Origin of the sequence: Candidatus Nitrospira nitrificans, from assembly GCF_001458775.1 — a bacterium.
In the GTDB taxonomy this organism is placed as follows: Bacteria; Nitrospirota; Nitrospiria; order Nitrospirales; family Nitrospiraceae; genus Nitrospira_D; species Nitrospira_D nitrificans.
On the sequence record NZ_CZPZ01000004.1, the window covers coordinates 96,715 to 111,711 of the forward strand.

Genomic DNA, 14,997 nt, shown 5'->3' on the forward strand with positions numbered 1-14,997 from the left:
CAACTGTAACGGAAATCCTTGGAAATCGCCGTGCGCACTGTCCTGATCGTCGGCAATTGGAAAATGAATAAGACCGCGTCTGAAGCGACCATCTTCATTCGCGATCTGAACGCGCGTGTTTCTGCTCAGCTGCCGAACCTTGAGCTCGTCGTGGCTCCCCCGTTTACGGCGCTCGAATCGGTCCGCACGGCGCTGGGCGCTTCGTCTCCGATTCAACTCGGAGCGCAGGATCTGTTCTGGGAAGATCAGGGTGCCTACACGGGAGAAGTCTCCGCGCCGATGCTCAAGGATCTCGGTTGTCGCTACGTCATTGTCGGGCATTCAGAGCGGCGAACCATCTTCGGCGAACAGGGCGATCGGATCCAGAAGAAGATCCGAGCGGCGCTCAACCACGAGTTGCGCCCCATTCTCTGCATCGGCGAGACGATGACGGAACGAGACAACGGCACGACCGACGACGTACTGACGCAACAATTGCGCGACGGCCTGTCCGGCCTTGCCGCGGAGGCGCTGGCCACCGTCACCATCGCGTATGAACCGGTCTGGGCCATTGGGACCGGTAAGTCGGCCACGACCGAGCAAGCCGTCGAGGCCCACCGGGCTATTCGGCGAGTCCTTGCCGCCACAGCCTCTCCCGCGATCGCCGACCGCGCGAGAATTCTCTATGGAGGAAGCGTCACGCCCCACAATATCGAATCGTTACTGGCCTCGGACCAGATCGACGGCGCGCTTATCGGTGGCGCTTGTCTCCAAGTCGAGTCCTTTGCTACAATCGCGACGGTTGCGTCCGTCGCTCGATCAATCGGAGTCTGAGATCTCATGCTGTATACGTTGATTGTTATTGTCCATGTCTTTATCTGCTTCCTGATGATCGGGGCGATTCTTCTCCAATCGGGGAAGGGGGCTGAAATCGGCGCCGCGTTCGGAGGATCCAGTCAGACGGTGTTCGGCAGCCGTGGCCCGGCAAATTTTCTGAGCAAGCTGACGGTCGTTGTGGCGGCCGTGTTCATGGTGACATCGTTCAGTCTGGCCATTTTAGCCAAGCAACGAAACTTCTCTTCGACCGTCATCGACATGCAGCCCAAGAGCGAACCCACGGCTCCCCCGGCTGCTCCACCCGCTCAGCCTTCAGGGGATTCGCATCCTTCTGGAGAGACTCCCGCGGCAGGCCACTGACCTGTTCTTCGCCGGTCGTCATTCGGCAATCGAGAGAGAGTCCCGGTCTATTTCACTCTCGATCGACGGTTGACGTTTTTGGGCTTGTAAGGGTATCAGATACGAGTCAGCCAGGACTCGTGCGCGAGGTCTTCACCGCGCACGATTGAGAAGAAAGTGTCTTGGAGGGCGCGTGTCATCGGTCCTGGGGTGCCGGCTCCGATGCGCCGGTTGTCGATTTCTCGAACCGGGGTCAACTCCGCCGCGGTTCCCGTCACAAAAACTTCGTCGGCAATATACATTTCATCGCGCGTGAATCGTTCCTCCACCACGGTGATGTTTCGCTCTTGAGCCAATTGGATGACGGAGTTTCGCGTAATCCCTTCAAGCACCGACGTCAACGGCGTTGTCTTGAGAACGCCCCGCCGAACGATGAATACATTCTCTCCCGTTCCCTCGGCAACATACCCTTCCGGATCGAGAAGAATCGCCTCATCATATCCATCGGCCTTCGCCTGCCGCTTGGCCATGATGGAGTTCACATAGTACCCGGATATTTTCCCCCGCGTCATGGACACATTCACGTGGTGCCTCGTAAAGGACGAGATGCAGGCGCGCATCCCATTGGCCAATGCATCATCCCCCAAATAGGCGCCCCACCGCCAAGCGGCAATGCCCACCCGAATCGGATTGTCCCCTGGATGGACGCCCATCGCTCCATACCCGATATAGACCAGCGGACGAATGTAACAGGCCTCGAGACGATTCACGCGAACGGTTTCGATGATGGCGTCGGTGATCTGCTTTTTGTCATACGGCATGGCCATCATGCCGATATGGGCCGAATCAAACAGTCGATCGACATGTTCCTGAAGCCGGAAGATTGCGGATCCTGATTTGCCTTTATAGCACCGAATACCTTCAAACGCGGCAAGGCCATAGTGCAGTGAATGAGTGAGAATGTGGACGTTGGCCTCCCCCCACCCGACAAACTTCCCGTCCATCCAGATTTTATCAACCGGTTCCAACATTGACGGCGATCTCCATCGAGCCATCGTACTCATTCCGCCCGTGAGGAGCGGGCGTGACGAACTATAGCGTGAGGCTGAACGTGGGTCAAGCAAACAGGCCGGCGAGCCTCCGAACCGACTCGCCTGATGATGGACGCGCTTACGTAGAGGCGCAATAAGCGCGCAGGCGGGCACTCAGAAACGTTCCGACTCGCTCTTCTCCCTCCGGACTCATGGTCACGACCTTGCCGCCGAACAACAGGCCGCGCACCCATCGAACAACGACGCGCTGGATTTCGACCGGCTCATCTTTGTCGGGAAGGGTGAGCCGGACGACCAGTTCCATTCCAGGGACTACTTGATGATCGCCCAAGACACGAAACCCGTTACGACACAGGTTTATCGCCGTTCCTTTTCCGAGGAAATCTCCGCCCAGATAGTACACGACACAGCGAACGGGAATCCGATGATAGGTGCGGATCACAAACTTGTTGGTGTAAGCCATGATCTTGTTGCCGTCTCCCGATTGGTATCGCGGAAACACTGAAAACGCCCCCTCGCGACAGTGTGCCCAGCATACGTGTCGGCACGATCGCTCTCCTAGCCCTCCGAAGAGGGGGGCATGCGTGCGATCGCATACGCTCCCGATGCTCCTAGTTTGTCTTGACACCTCTCATATCTCCATGTTAAATGAACCCTTCTTTAAGCTCGGAGAGGGAAAAAATGTACGCGATCGTTGAGACAGGCGGTAAACAGTATCGAGTCGAAACCGGATCGACGATTCAGGTCGAACGGCTGCCAGGAGACGTCGGGGCTGAGATAGAACTCGGCCAGGTCCGTCTCGTCCATGGTGACGCTGGTGTTCTGGTTGGACAGCCACTCCTTAACGGGGCCAAGGTCACGGCTGAAATCGTGCGGCAAGGACGAACCCGATCGATTACCGTTTTCAAGAAGAAGCGCCGCAAGAACTATCGCCGCACCCGCGGACACCGACAAGGATTCACCAAACTGTTGATTACGAATATCGCAACGGCCTAAAGACACAATAAGGACTTACCATGGCAACAAATAAAGGCGGCGGATCATCACGTAACGGTCGTGACAGCAATCCTCAATATTTGGGGGTCAAGGCCTATGGTGGTCAGACCGTAACAGCCGGCAGCATCATCGTCCGCCAGCGCGGCACCAAATTTTTCCCCGGATTCAATGTAGACCTTGGAAGAGACCACACTCTCTTCGCTACAATGACCGGTGTGGTCAAGTTTGAAGGTGGGCGCGGCAGACGAAAAGTCAGTGTATATCCTGTTCCGGCCAAATCCTGATTCTCTTTCCTGCTTCCCTCCGTTACGATCACGCTGCCTAACTTCTCGCTCCCTCTCCAGGCAGGGTCGGGGTATACTTTCCTATCGTCGTTAACCGGCAGGCTACGGAACGTTGACAGATTATGTTTGTCGATGAAGCACATATCGCGGTACGAGCCGGTCGTGGCGGAAACGGCATCTGCAGTTTCCGCAGGGAGATGTTTGTCCCGCGTGGAGGCCCGGACGGCGGAGATGGAGGCAACGGCGGCGACATCGTCATGACCGCATCTCATCGCTTGACGACCCTGCTCGACCTCCGCTACCAAAACCATTATGAGGCTGAGGACGGGCGACACGGCGGCGGATCCAATTGCACGGGTCGTTCCGGAGAAGATCTGACGATCACTGTTCCAGTCGGCACCATTGTCTCCGATGACCAGACGGAAGAAATACTCGTGGATTTCATCGAAGACGGCCAAACGGCCGTCATCGCCCACGGCGGGCGAGGCGGGAAAGGCAACAGCAACTTTGCCACCTCCGTCAATCGAGTGCCGACGAAGTGCACTCCCGGAACTCCGGGCGAAGCCCGAACATTGCGGCTTGAGCTGAAGTTGCTCGCCGACGTCGGGCTGGTCGGTTTTCCCAACGCCGGCAAGTCGACCCTGATTGCCGCTATCTCGGCCGCCCGTCCCAAAATCGCTGACTACCCCTTCACCACACTGATCCCCAACCTCGGCGTTGTCCGAGTGGGGTCCGATGGAAGCTTCGTCGTGGCCGATATTCCAGGCCTGATCGAAGGCGCCCACGAGGGGAAAGGCCTGGGTGTGCAGTTTCTCCGCCATATCGAACGCACCGCGTTCTTGCTCCACTTGATCGATGTCTCGGAATGGGCCCCTGATGATCCCGTGATCGGATTTGAGACCTTGCGACGGGAACTTGCCGCCTATGACGAAGGGCTCGCGACGCGCCCATTCGCCGTCGTACCGACCAAGATCGATGTGATCGGCACCAGCGACCGGTTTGCCCTGCTGCAGACCTATTGCCGCCTCAACGGCTATCCTTGCTTGCCGATTTCCGCCGCCACGAATCAAGGACTCGCTGACTTGATCGCGTACATCGGGAAACAGGTCGTGCGCGCACGAAAGACACCATGCGAGACAAGCTCTTAGGACAAGCGAGGCGGATCGTCATCAAGATCGGCAGCAGCCTGATCGCTTCGCGCGCGGAAGGTCTGCGCCCTCAGCACATTGAGCGATTGGCTGATGATATCGCGACACTCCGAGCCCAGGGTCGGGAAATCCTGGTGGTCTCTTCCGGCGCTATCGTCTCCGGTATCCGAAAGTTACAGCTGAAGGAGTATCCCAAGAGTCTCCCGGTCAAACAAGCGGCGGCGGCCGTGGGACAGAGCCGGCTCATGTGGGCCTATGAAAAAGCGTTTGAACGCCTCAATATTCAAGTGGCCCAGATTCTGCTGACCCACCAGGATCTCGCGGATCGCCGCCGATTTCTGAATGCTCGCCATACCCTCGCGGCACTCATCGGTTTCGGCATCGTGCCCATCATCAATGAAAACGATACCGTCGCGGTCGATGAAATCAGGGTCGGCGACAACGACACCCTCGCGAGCGAAGTGGCTCATCTGGCCGATGCGGACTTGCTGGTGATTCTTTCCGACGTCGATGGGCTGCACACGGAAGATCCGCGGAAAAACCCGTCGGCCACATTGATTCCGCTGATTACCGAGATGACTCACGATATCGAGCGTCTGGCAGGGGTGTCCAGCACATTTGAAGGGACCGGCGGAATGGCGACGAAACTTCGAGCCGCCAAAAAAGTCGGCGAGTATGGGATTCCGACGTTGGTGCTCAATGGCCAGCAAGCCGGACTCCTCCCCGCGGTCCTTGGCGGCGGACCCGGAGGCAGTCTCTTCCTCGCCAGGGAACGTCGGCTGACCAGCCGTAAACATTGGATCGCCTTTACGCTTCGCCCTCGCGGCCAGGTCCATCTCGATCAGGGGGCGGTGGACGCCTTGACCAAGCGAGGGAAAAGCCTCCTGGCATCCGGCATCCACAAGGTGACGGGATCATTTGAAGCCGGCGATCCGGTCAGTTGTCTCGATACGGACGGAAAGGAATTCGCCAAAGGCCTGGTGAACGTATCATCCGACTTATTAGGCCGGATGAAAGGCTTCAAGACTGCGGATATTCATGAACAGTTCGGACCCCAAGAGTATGAGGAAGTCATTCACCGAGACAACTTGGTTATCCTGTAATAGGACATGGTCGATGGTTCATGTTGAATGAATGACATCAAGATCCGCTGAACCGCATTCATACCTTGAACATTAACCATTAAACATTCAACATTGTTCCATGCGTCTCGGCTTATTGGGTGGAAGCTTCAATCCTATTCATCATGGTCATCTGGCCATTGCCCGGCACGTGCAGGAGCGGCTGCGGCTCTCCCAGGTCCTCTTCATCCCGACCGGCGACCCACCCCATAAGCGGGACGGCGCGCTGGCTTCGGCGAATGTTCGGCTTGAAATGGTCCGGCTGGCGATCGCGGACGACCCGCTGTTCACGGTGTCGGACATCGAGATGCAACGAAAAGGAAAGTCCTATTCGATCGATACCATCCGCGCAGTGCGACAGCAGTATGGCCCCTCCACGGAGCTGTTCTTCATCATCGGTCTCGACGCCTTTCTCGACTTCCCGACATGGAGAGAACCACAAGAGCTCTTACGGATCTGCCGTTTCGTGGTCGTTCCCAGGCCGGGGCAATCTTTTCGGGCATTGGCTGAAATGTCACTGCTCCCCCCACTCGATCCTGAGAGCCTGACAGAGCTGGACACCGGTGCCCTCAACAGGCTCGACATTGCCGTCCCCTCTGCTTCGGGAGTCACGTGTCTGGCCGTTCCGCCCTGTTCAACCTCGGCCTCAGAGATCAGACGGAGAGTTCGGAACGGACTCCCCTTGGTAAATATGTTGCCCCCCCTAGTAGAATCTTATATACTTCGCCATAGCCTTTATCTGGAGGACAGCGATCACACGCGCATCTAAGGCCACCGCCCTAGCCGTAGCCAGGGCCATGCTCGACAAAAAGGCCATCGATGTCCAAGTCCTCCATGTCGCCCCGCTGACGTCAATCGCTGATTACTTGGTCATTGGGTCGGCTGAATCCGACCGACAAACACGCGCGATCGCTGATTCCGTCGCCGATGTCCTCTCGCGCGCGGGTCAACGACCACTGAGTCTCGAAGGCACCACATCGGGCCAATGGGTCTTGATCGATTTCGGCGATGTGGTCGCCCACGTCTTCAGGCAAGACACGCGCTCGCATTATGCCCTTGAGCGTCTGTGGAGCGACGCGCAGCAGATTCCCGTTCCGGACGAAACATCGGCTCCGATAGCCGCCGCAAAGGGGCGGATGATCCAGAAGGCGACTTCACAGAAGATGGTCTAGGCCATGTTCAAGCTGCTGATCACTATTTTCCTCATCAGCGCCGGCGTATTCATTTACAGTTATTTCCGCGAACTGAATCCAGGGACCATCCTCATCCATACCGCGCCCGGCGCGGAGTTTGAGCTCAGCCCCGTCACGCTTGTCGTGATTTCCATGGCCTGTGGGGCGGTGATTGCGACGTTCGTCGTCGGGCTCCAGCAAACGGCGCACTTAATCCTGAATTGGCGAAGCAACCGCCTGATGCGCCGGAGAGAGAAGGTCGACACCCTCCACCGAGACGGAACCCATGCGTTCATGTCCAAACGCACCTTGGACGCGATCACGCTTTTGGAGAAGGCCCTGGCGATCGACCCCAATCGAGTCGATTCCCTTCTATGGCTGGGGAATATCTACCGATCAGAGCGCAACTTCCCGGAAGCGATCCGGCTCCATCAACATGCGCAACGAGTGGACGAACGAAACATCGAGGTGTTGTTGGAATTGGGCAAGGATCTGGAGGACGCCAAACGTTACGAGGAGGCGCTTCAGGCACTTCAGCAAATCCTCAAGATCGAACCCGACAATCTGACCGCGCTCATCAGGAAACGGAATCTCAATATCCGCATGGAGCGGTGGAGCGATGCGCTGGAGATCCAACATCGTTTGCTCAAAGCCAATCTTCCCGCCCCTGAAAAACAAGCTGAAGCGGCTCTGCTCATCGGATGCATGTATGAAGTCGGGCGTCAACTGCTCGAACGCGGACATCCCGATAAAGCTCGGCGATATTTCCGGGGAGCGATTAAGAAGGATCGGAGTTTTCTGCCGGCCTATATCGGAATCGGTGAAATTCTGATCCATGAAGGCAAGACGAAAGATGCCGTCGAAATCTTGAAAAAAGTCTACTCGCGGACGCGCAGCGTGATCATCCTCCACCGGTTGGAGGAGTTGTTTCTGGATCAAGGCGAGCCCAGCGAAATCATTCGGGTCTATCAGGAGGCCTTGCAGCAGGACCCGCAGAATCCCGTGCTCCAGTTCTACCTCGGCAAGCTCTACTATCGGTTGGAAATGGTCGATGAGGCGTTCGATCAGCTGTCGACGATTGAAGGCCCCCAAGATCACCTCTTGGACTATCATAAGATCATGGCCAACCTGTACTTGCGGAAGCAGCATTTTGAAGAAGCCATCGTGGAATTGAAGAAAGCCCTCAGTTTCAAGAAACGCGTGGTCGTCCCCTATATCTGTACCCAGTGCCAGCAGGAATCCGTCGAATGGTCGGGCCGCTGCCGGCGCTGCGCCAAGTGGAATACCCTCACCGCCCTCCCCTGGCTCGAAGCCAGCCAAAGCGCCGTCAGCTCCGCCGGAGAGCCCTCTTCTGTTCCCTCCGTGCCCTACCAAGGCATTGCTTCTCCGTTTGAAACCGTGTAGGTTTCCCGCCAGCGTCTGCCGATCATTTGACCTGGTCGCGTTGTGCAACCTCTCTCTTCGCTTCTAGATATCGGCGGCACGGCAGAGCACCATCGACATCGCCACTTTTTGAGGATCCCATGAACTATTTGACCTTGGCTGACAAAGCCCTCAATGACGAACCCCTGACGAGAGACGAGTGCCGTTCCGTGTTGAATGCGCCGGATGATGAGCTGCTTGCGCTGTTGCACGCAGCTTTCCAAGTCCGATCCAAATATTTCAGCCGTACCGTCCGGCTGCAGATGTTGCAGAATGCCAAGAGCGGAGCCTGCCAGGAAGACTGTCATTACTGTTCGCAGTCCTCCATCTCGACCGCCCCGATCGAGCGGTATAACCTGCTTCCGCAGAAGCAGATGATGGAGGGCGCACGGCAAGCCGCCGCCTCCAAAGCTCAGCGCTATTGCATCGTCATCAGCGGGCGCAGCCCCTTGGATCGGGAAATCGACGAAATTGCCGGAGCGGTCCGCTCGATCAAACAGGAAGTTCCGATTCAGATCTGCTGCTCACTCGGCCTGATGAGTGAATCTCAAGCCAAGCGCCTCAAAGCCGCCGGCGTCGATCGTGTGAACCACAATTTGAACACCAGCGAAGCCTTCCACGCATCGATCTGCACGACCCACACCTTCCAAGACCGGCTGGCGACGATCAAGAACGCGCGCGCGGCGGGTTTGGAAATCTGCTCCGGCGGCATTGTCGGCATGGGCGAAACCGACGAAGACCTCGTCGAACTGGCGACGGCATTGCGTGATGTGAAGCCGGATTCCATTCCCTTGAACATGCTCACCCCGGTTGCTGGCACACCGTTAGAACAGGCCGACAACCTCACGCCGCAGCGTTGCTTAAAAGTGCTCTGCCTCTTCCGGTTCCTCCATCCTCGTACAGAAATTCGCATCGCCGGCGGGCGGGAACATAATCTGCGCAGCTTACAACCCCTTGCCCTCTATCCAGCCGACTCCGTCTTTGTGAACGGGTACCTCACGACTCCAGGCGCACCAGCTCCTGAAGTCTGGGGCATGATCAAAGACTTGGGCTTCACCATCGAAGTGGATTATCAGCAACCAGTCGCTGGCTGATTGACTTCGTTGTTGCCGTATAAGCAGCCTGTTTGCATCCAAGTATCCGTGAGCACCAAGAACTTCTATTGTCACTCGATAAGCACCCGAAGCTGGAGTATTAATTGAGTCGCATCGTTTTCCGCATCCATGCCATCAAGCGTATGTTCCAACGACGGATTTCTGAGGAGAACGTCAAGCAGGTCGTGGCAGCCGGAGAAATCATCGAGAGCTATCCCAAGGACACTCCGTATCCCAGCAAATTATTGCTGGGCTGGCAAGGAAGTCGCCCATTGCACGTCGTCGCAGCAGATAATGTGGAGAGCGATGAAACGATTGTCATCACGGCATATGAACCCGATCCTCAAGAATGGGAAACCGGGTTTGCACGGAGGAAACCCCAATGAAATGCGTCATCTGCAAAAACGGTGAAACCAAACCAGGGAGAGCAACGGTTACGCTAGAACGCCAGGAAACGACACTCGTGATAAAGAACGTCCCAGCAGAGGTGTGTGCGAATTGTGGAGAAGAGTACGTGGACGAGAAGGCGGCATCGCGGTTATTGAAAACCGCAGAAGAGGTCGCCCAAAGAGGTGTTCAGGTGGATGTTCGATCGTACGAAGCGGCATGATTTAGAAGCATACAAAGCAACAGATACACATCGGAGTGAATTTCTTTCGCTATTTTCACTCAAAACTTGCGTTGCAAGGCACCCCTGTCAGACTCGAAACGGAGCGGCCACAACGTTCCACGGCCTGACATCATCGGCTCCTCATCTGATGGAGAGAGTCTCATGAAAAAAGCCGAGAGACAGAGAACATCCGATTTGTACAGAGGCGGTCGGACGCGCACTCCGCCGCGCCGCCAAGGCGGCTCGAAAAACCGCCAAGATGTATGGCACGCCGATCTACGTATGGGAAAACGGCAAGGTGGTGGCCAAGAAACCCTGAGATCTCCAAGCCGCATACCAGATCTTCTTCGCGCCTTTGAGAGCTTATATGAATCCATGCCCGTGCAAGCCTCAATCTCATCTATATAGTCCTCGAGTGCTACTCCAAGAAAGTTGACACAGTTAGCCCCAAGAAGTAGCCTAGCGCGATATTGTTAGCGGTTTTTAACTCCTGTACTAGAGCTTTGCTTGTCTTGTGGCACATGCCATGCTAGCGTTCGATCGGAGGGAGGGTCTTAAGCCCATGGCGGTGAAATCCAACGTGCAAGATGTTCAAGATATTAATGTGCCGTTGAAAGATCTGCAGTTTGATAGTGAGAACCCTCGATTTACAGATCAAACTTTTCAGAACGATGAAGACCTTATTCGATATCTCTATGATGAGATGGACGTGGCCGAAATAATTCAATCGATTCTCTCAAGTGGTTACCTCAATTATGAGCCACTAATAGTTTTGAAAGAGGGAACCTCATACACGGTGCTAGAGGGAAACCGTCGTCTGGCTGCTCTACGTATACTGGCTAACAAAGAGTTGAGGAACAAGCTTGGGATTCAGCTATCTAGCGAACCTACGGCTAAAGCACTTCCAGGAGAAATAAAAGTTCGCTGTGTCGATGCAAGGAAGGATGCACGGGCCTACATCGGATTCAAGCATATCAATGGCCCAATGAAATGGGATGCGCTTGCTAAGGCAAAGTATGCAGCCCGATGGTTTGAAGAAGGGGCAGATATTGCGACTATTAGTAAGACTCTTGGTGACAACCATAACACCGTCAGGCGATTGGTAAATGGCTGGCTTGCTTTAGAGCAAGCAAAAGCCTCGGGGTTCGATATCGAAGACATATCTAGGAAAAGGCTAGCGTTCTCTCACCTCTACACGGCCCTTACTAGAAATGGCTATCGGGATTTTATTGGATTAGGAGATGAGGATCTTTCGTCACCCCCCAAGAAGAATCCGATCCCTGCTACGAAGACGAAGGACTTCCTTGCTGTCATGTCATGGCTATACGGGCAGGAGAAGCAGAAGCAGCCTGCGCTAATAAGATCCCAAAATCCCGATCTAAACAAGTTGAACCAGGTACTTTTACATCCAGAAGCAAAGAAACTCTTAGTTGCTGAACGCAACCTAGATTCTGCATTCGAAAGAGTCGAGCCTGCCAGTAAACGCTTTGAGGATGCCTTACTCAAGGCAAGTCGCCAATGTGAAGATGCCAATAAGTTGTCAGGTCACTACGATGGTGATGGTACTCTTCTCCAAGTAGCAGATGGGATGCAAAAGACTGTGAAGAGTCTTGTTCTTGTGATGAAGGACAAAGTCAGGGCTGAGACCGATGGGGAATAGTTTTGCCTGTACGGGTTGTTGAGCCAATTCCAAAGAATTCCACTCGTAGCGCTCTTGCCGATTGGCTTGAGCTCAGTGCGCTCTCATCTGACAGAAAGCAAGTGAGTGAAGCTGATCTAATTGGGCTACACGAGCTATATGGCGGAGACAGTGTTGCCACATTACGGTCTGAACCAGAGACCGGAGAAGTTCTTGATGAATCAATTCTTGAGACGATGCAGGAACAATCCCTACAGGCTGTTGTGGAAGAAATCATGTACCGGGCAGAAGTTCTACAGGGGTGCTACCCTTTCAAGGTAAAGCCGCGGGGCATTCTCCTTGCTGAGTCAACGGGGGAAGAGCAGTTAACTATCGGAGAATGGGTATACCTATTCTGTCTGTTATCCTCGGCTATTAGAGAAGGGGGTCTGCAAACAACGGATGAGAGTATAGAAACTCGCATAGCTTCTCTGTTTCAAGTATGTGCGTGTCTGGCTGCTGTTGGGTATCTTTCTGGAACTGCATCTTCTTTTGGGTTTCCTCGAGCCCAAGGGAATGCCTTCCTACCCGCCCTACAACTTGCCTACAAGGAGTTTGGTGAGGGCACTGTCAGAAGTGATGACAATGTTCCTCCTGGATTCCCATCTGATCTTAAAGATGGAGGAATTGATGTAATTGCATGGCGGGATTTTCCTGATAAGTTGCCAGGTAAACTTTATCTGCTGGGGCAATGCGCATCTGGGAAGAATTGGAAATCCAAACCTGTACGGACATACATAAAGTCCTTTCACGGGAATTGGTTCACTGGGACCCCTGCTAGCGAACCGATCGAGGCACTTTTTATCCCATTCACATTCCATCATGAGTTACAAGATAGTGATGAGGAGGATTTTTCTACCCGTCGCCGAAATGCCTTTCATTATGAGACGAGGACATTTGGTGTCATTCACGATCGATTTCGCCTTGCATACTTTGCTGGTCTAGGAAGCTCTTTGCCTCCGCAGAACCAGGGTGCTTTCAATGAGAACATTGACAAAGTGAAGGCGTGGGTAGGGGACGTGCTTGCCTTAATGCGCGGCAACTAGTGCGATAGGCATTGAAAGGTTCAGGACTTTCGACACAAGCACGAAGATAGTATGAAACAAGATGCCTATGTTGGGAGAAACTCTCGTCGATCTGGGCAAATGATTAGGCATCTCAGTCCTTTCCGTTATCCAGGCGGGAAAAGCTGGCTCGCGGATCATGTTCGTCTATGGTTAAAAGCTCAGACTAATCGACCTAAAATATTGGTCGAACCATTTGGGGGAGGAGCGGGTACATCATTAATTGCCGTAAATGAGGGGCTAGTTGAAGAGGCTGTGTTCGCTGAGATCGATCCAGATGTTGCTGCTACTTGGGAAACAGTATTGAACGGGCATGCAAGATGGCTAGCCAACACAATTAGCGCATTTCGAGTTACTAGAAAAAATGTTGAACGCGCTTTGAGCGAGATTCCCCAAAGTACCCATGAACGAGCTTTTCAATGCATACTTAGGAATCGGACGGCTCGTGGTGGTGTTTTGTCTGATGGTGCCGGCCTAATTCGCCGTGGTGAAAATGATAGAGGCCTGAAGTCTCGATGGTATCCTGAGACTCTTTCGAAGCGAATAGAGGTTATCTCGGGTTTGAAGAGTCAGTTGTGCTTTCTTCAAAGAGATGGCTTCAATGTTATTAATGAGTATTTGGATCGACCCGATACGGTGTTCTTTGTTGATCCCCCATATACTCAGGCCGCACGTCGTCTCTATCGATATTGGGACATAGATCACGAAAACCTGTTTAGGTTATTGGGCGATGCTAAGGGTAAAGTGCTTATGACCTATGACGATACAAAGGAGGTTCGAGTGTGGGCTAGTCGTTGTAAGTTTAAGGTGCGAAGAATATCTATGCATACCACGCACCATCAGTATAAACGCGAATTGATGATTTCTCGTGATTTCAATTGGTTAAAAATGAACCCCAGGCATAAAATCTGACACCCGCAGCTCACAACTTTACCTGAGAAGCTTTAAGAGATCGGACCCCGTTTCTATCATCCTGCTCAGTGATTGCAAGGCTCAAGTCTCTGCATATAATCAACTCTCACGCTGCCTTGTTGGGATGGCAGATGCACCAAGCAAGAAGTCGATCCACATCCCAGACGCTATTCTCTAGTAATGCTAATGAGCCGCACAAACCGATGAAATTGGCGAGCGCAGCTCGTAGCCTGCCGATGGCTGGGGAAGTAGTGCCGCTCGATGTACCCTGAATGGCAGACCTGTAGTGGTGTTGGTAGACTTGACAACTGCATCGAGATCACCAAAACTCGCCTGGCGTCCTAGAGAATGAGCTGCTTGGATACACTGATCGGTCTAATCAATCGCGTTAGGTAGACAGCCGAAAAGAGGATACGCCATGAAACAATGTCACCAACTTCTCGCAATCGCCTATATGGTTGCCAATGTCGTATCCATAACAAATGCCTATGCTGGTCCTGAAATTACCGGCATTCCAAGGGGACCGGTTGACAAAGGCAAGGTCGCAATGGCAGAAAAGGCGAAATTATCTGCACAATTATGCGGCCCGGGATGGACCCTGTCCGACGATCGTGAACATACCCAAGCGAGTTTCTTGTGCGTACCTGTAAAGCCAAAAGTACAATGCCCGCCGGATGCGCAGGTACTTGAAACGGACTATTCAATCGGCTGCGTCCCTAGGCCAAAGTAGATAAGCACCTGTTCAATGGATGATGCTGGTGGCATCAAGGCCGGGCACGCGAGCCAAGGGAAGCGATATTATGAATTCAGTTGCTGCATCCGTTTGATCGAGCAGTAGAGCGCATAGCCTTGGGCCACCATCCCGGTCACGAGTAACCCCAGCGCGGTCTGCAGCCAATGTGAAGCAGGATGGTCGAGTCCGTACATGCCGATGACGAACCCGAGAGCGATGGCGAGGATTCCGACGGATCGCGCGATGACACCCCTCAGCCACCAATTGTCTGTCGAAGGGGTTTTGAGAGGCATCATTGTTTCAGTCTACATACTTATAGACAGAGAGTCCAATCACACCTAGGGGACAGCCCCGTTCCGATCATGAGCCCGAACAGTGGTGGGCTCAACGATCCGGCGGCCCCGACCCATCATCAGCAGCGGCACAGAGACCGGCCATCAGACCCAGCGTAAACGCGCTCATCACAAGCACGACGCCGGCACAGGGTCGTGCTCGATCAACAGAGTCTTGCCTATCAGACGGCATGGTCATCTTTCCATTTTGCACTCGCTGCGCT

General features: G+C 54.2%; 19 protein-coding genes. 16 read left to right on the top strand and 3 right to left on the bottom strand.

Going from position 1 to position 14,997, the window contains the following annotated elements:
- The first annotated feature begins 30 nt into the window (after nucleotides 1–30).
- A complete protein-coding gene (tpiA, locus tag COMA2_RS04115; RefSeq protein WP_090894985.1) occupies nucleotides 31–813 on the top strand; it encodes a triose-phosphate isomerase in 783 nt (260 codons plus the stop codon).
- Between the two features lie 6 nt (nucleotides 814–819).
- Nucleotides 820–1,176 (top strand): preprotein translocase subunit SecG, encoded by a 357-nt coding sequence (gene secG, locus COMA2_RS04120; protein WP_090894919.1) that lies wholly within the window; start codon nucleotides 820–822, stop codon nucleotides 1,174–1,176.
- Between the two features lie 95 nt (nucleotides 1,177–1,271).
- Here the strand turns inward: secG and COMA2_RS04125 are convergent, their stop codons facing one another.
- Together COMA2_RS04125 and COMA2_RS04130 are read right to left on the bottom strand one after the other, a co-directional pair.
- Nucleotides 1,272–2,186, bottom strand: a complete 915-nt coding sequence (locus COMA2_RS04125; RefSeq protein ID WP_090894921.1) for a branched-chain amino acid transaminase — start codon at nucleotides 2,184–2,186, stop codon at nucleotides 1,272–1,274.
- 139 nt (nucleotides 2,187–2,325) lie between these two features.
- Nucleotides 2,326–2,670 (bottom strand): PilZ domain-containing protein, encoded by a 345-nt coding sequence (locus tag COMA2_RS04130; RefSeq protein WP_139077043.1) that lies wholly within the window; start codon nucleotides 2,668–2,670, stop codon nucleotides 2,326–2,328.
- A gap of 218 nt (nucleotides 2,671–2,888) precedes the next feature.
- Between COMA2_RS04130 and rplU the strand changes: the two genes are divergently transcribed.
- The 14 genes from rplU (at nucleotide 2,889) to COMA2_RS19695 (ending at nucleotide 14,438) form a co-directional block, all read left to right on the top strand.
- Nucleotides 2,889–3,203 (top strand): 50S ribosomal protein L21, encoded by a 315-nt coding sequence (rplU, locus tag COMA2_RS04135; protein ID WP_090894925.1) that lies wholly within the window; start codon nucleotides 2,889–2,891, stop codon nucleotides 3,201–3,203.
- A gap of 20 nt (nucleotides 3,204–3,223) precedes the next feature.
- Nucleotides 3,224–3,487, top strand: coding sequence for a 50S ribosomal protein L27 (gene rpmA / locus COMA2_RS04140; protein ID WP_090894927.1), 264 nt, complete (start codon nucleotides 3,224–3,226; stop codon nucleotides 3,485–3,487).
- A gap of 122 nt (nucleotides 3,488–3,609) precedes the next feature.
- Nucleotides 3,610–4,635 carry a GTPase ObgE gene (obgE, locus tag COMA2_RS04145; protein WP_090894929.1) on the top strand — a complete coding sequence of 342 codons (1,026 nt, stop codon included), beginning with the start codon at nucleotides 3,610–3,612 and terminating at the stop codon, nucleotides 4,633–4,635.
- Nucleotides 4,617–5,738 carry a glutamate 5-kinase gene (gene proB, locus COMA2_RS04150; RefSeq protein WP_090894930.1) on the top strand — a complete coding sequence of 374 codons (1,122 nt, stop codon included), beginning with the start codon at nucleotides 4,617–4,619 and terminating at the stop codon, nucleotides 5,736–5,738. Before obgE ends, proB begins: the two co-directional genes overlap by 19 nt.
- A 100-nt stretch (nucleotides 5,739–5,838) precedes the next feature.
- On the top strand, nucleotides 5,839–6,525 hold the full coding sequence (gene nadD, locus COMA2_RS04155; RefSeq protein WP_090894932.1) for a nicotinate-nucleotide adenylyltransferase: 687 nt from the start codon (nucleotides 5,839–5,841) through the stop codon (nucleotides 6,523–6,525).
- Entirely contained in the window at nucleotides 6,509–6,928 is a 420-nt protein-coding gene (gene rsfS / locus COMA2_RS04160; protein WP_281176425.1) for a ribosome silencing factor, read from the top strand. Before nadD ends, rsfS begins: the two co-directional genes overlap by 17 nt.
- A gap of 3 nt (nucleotides 6,929–6,931) precedes the next feature.
- Nucleotides 6,932–8,332, top strand: coding sequence for a tetratricopeptide repeat protein (locus tag COMA2_RS04165; RefSeq protein WP_090894936.1), 1,401 nt, complete (start codon nucleotides 6,932–6,934; stop codon nucleotides 8,330–8,332).
- Nucleotides 8,333–8,451: 119 nt separating this feature from the next.
- Nucleotides 8,452–9,444 carry a biotin synthase BioB gene (gene bioB / locus COMA2_RS04170; protein ID WP_090894938.1) on the top strand — a complete coding sequence of 331 codons (993 nt, stop codon included), beginning with the start codon at nucleotides 8,452–8,454 and terminating at the stop codon, nucleotides 9,442–9,444.
- Between the two features lie 104 nt (nucleotides 9,445–9,548).
- Complete coding sequence (locus COMA2_RS04175; protein WP_217490614.1) at nucleotides 9,549–9,830, top strand: DUF4258 domain-containing protein; 282 nt, start codon at nucleotides 9,549–9,551, stop codon at nucleotides 9,828–9,830.
- Nucleotides 9,827–10,054 (top strand): type II toxin-antitoxin system MqsA family antitoxin, encoded by a 228-nt coding sequence (locus COMA2_RS21040; RefSeq protein WP_090894940.1) that lies wholly within the window; start codon nucleotides 9,827–9,829, stop codon nucleotides 10,052–10,054. Before COMA2_RS04175 ends, COMA2_RS21040 begins: the two co-directional genes overlap by 4 nt.
- Before the next feature lie 562 nt (nucleotides 10,055–10,616).
- A complete protein-coding gene (locus tag COMA2_RS04185) occupies nucleotides 10,617–11,714 on the top strand; it encodes a ParB/RepB/Spo0J family partition protein (RefSeq protein WP_090894989.1) in 1,098 nt (365 codons plus the stop codon).
- A 2-nt stretch (nucleotides 11,715–11,716) separates the two neighbouring features.
- Nucleotides 11,717–12,778, top strand: a complete 1,062-nt coding sequence (locus COMA2_RS04190; RefSeq protein ID WP_090894943.1) for a hypothetical protein — start codon at nucleotides 11,717–11,719, stop codon at nucleotides 12,776–12,778.
- Between the two features lie 51 nt (nucleotides 12,779–12,829).
- Nucleotides 12,830–13,708 carry a DNA adenine methylase gene (locus COMA2_RS04195; protein WP_139077045.1) on the top strand — a complete coding sequence of 293 codons (879 nt, stop codon included), beginning with the start codon at nucleotides 12,830–12,832 and terminating at the stop codon, nucleotides 13,706–13,708.
- Between the two features lie 418 nt (nucleotides 13,709–14,126).
- Complete coding sequence (locus COMA2_RS19695) at nucleotides 14,127–14,438, top strand: hypothetical protein (protein WP_139077047.1); 312 nt, start codon at nucleotides 14,127–14,129, stop codon at nucleotides 14,436–14,438.
- A 68-nt stretch (nucleotides 14,439–14,506) separates the two neighbouring features.
- Here the strand turns inward: COMA2_RS19695 and COMA2_RS04200 are convergent, their stop codons facing one another.
- Nucleotides 14,507–14,737, bottom strand: a complete 231-nt coding sequence (locus COMA2_RS04200) for a hypothetical protein (RefSeq protein ID WP_139077049.1) — start codon at nucleotides 14,735–14,737, stop codon at nucleotides 14,507–14,509.
- Between the last annotated feature and the right edge of the window lie 260 nt (nucleotides 14,738–14,997).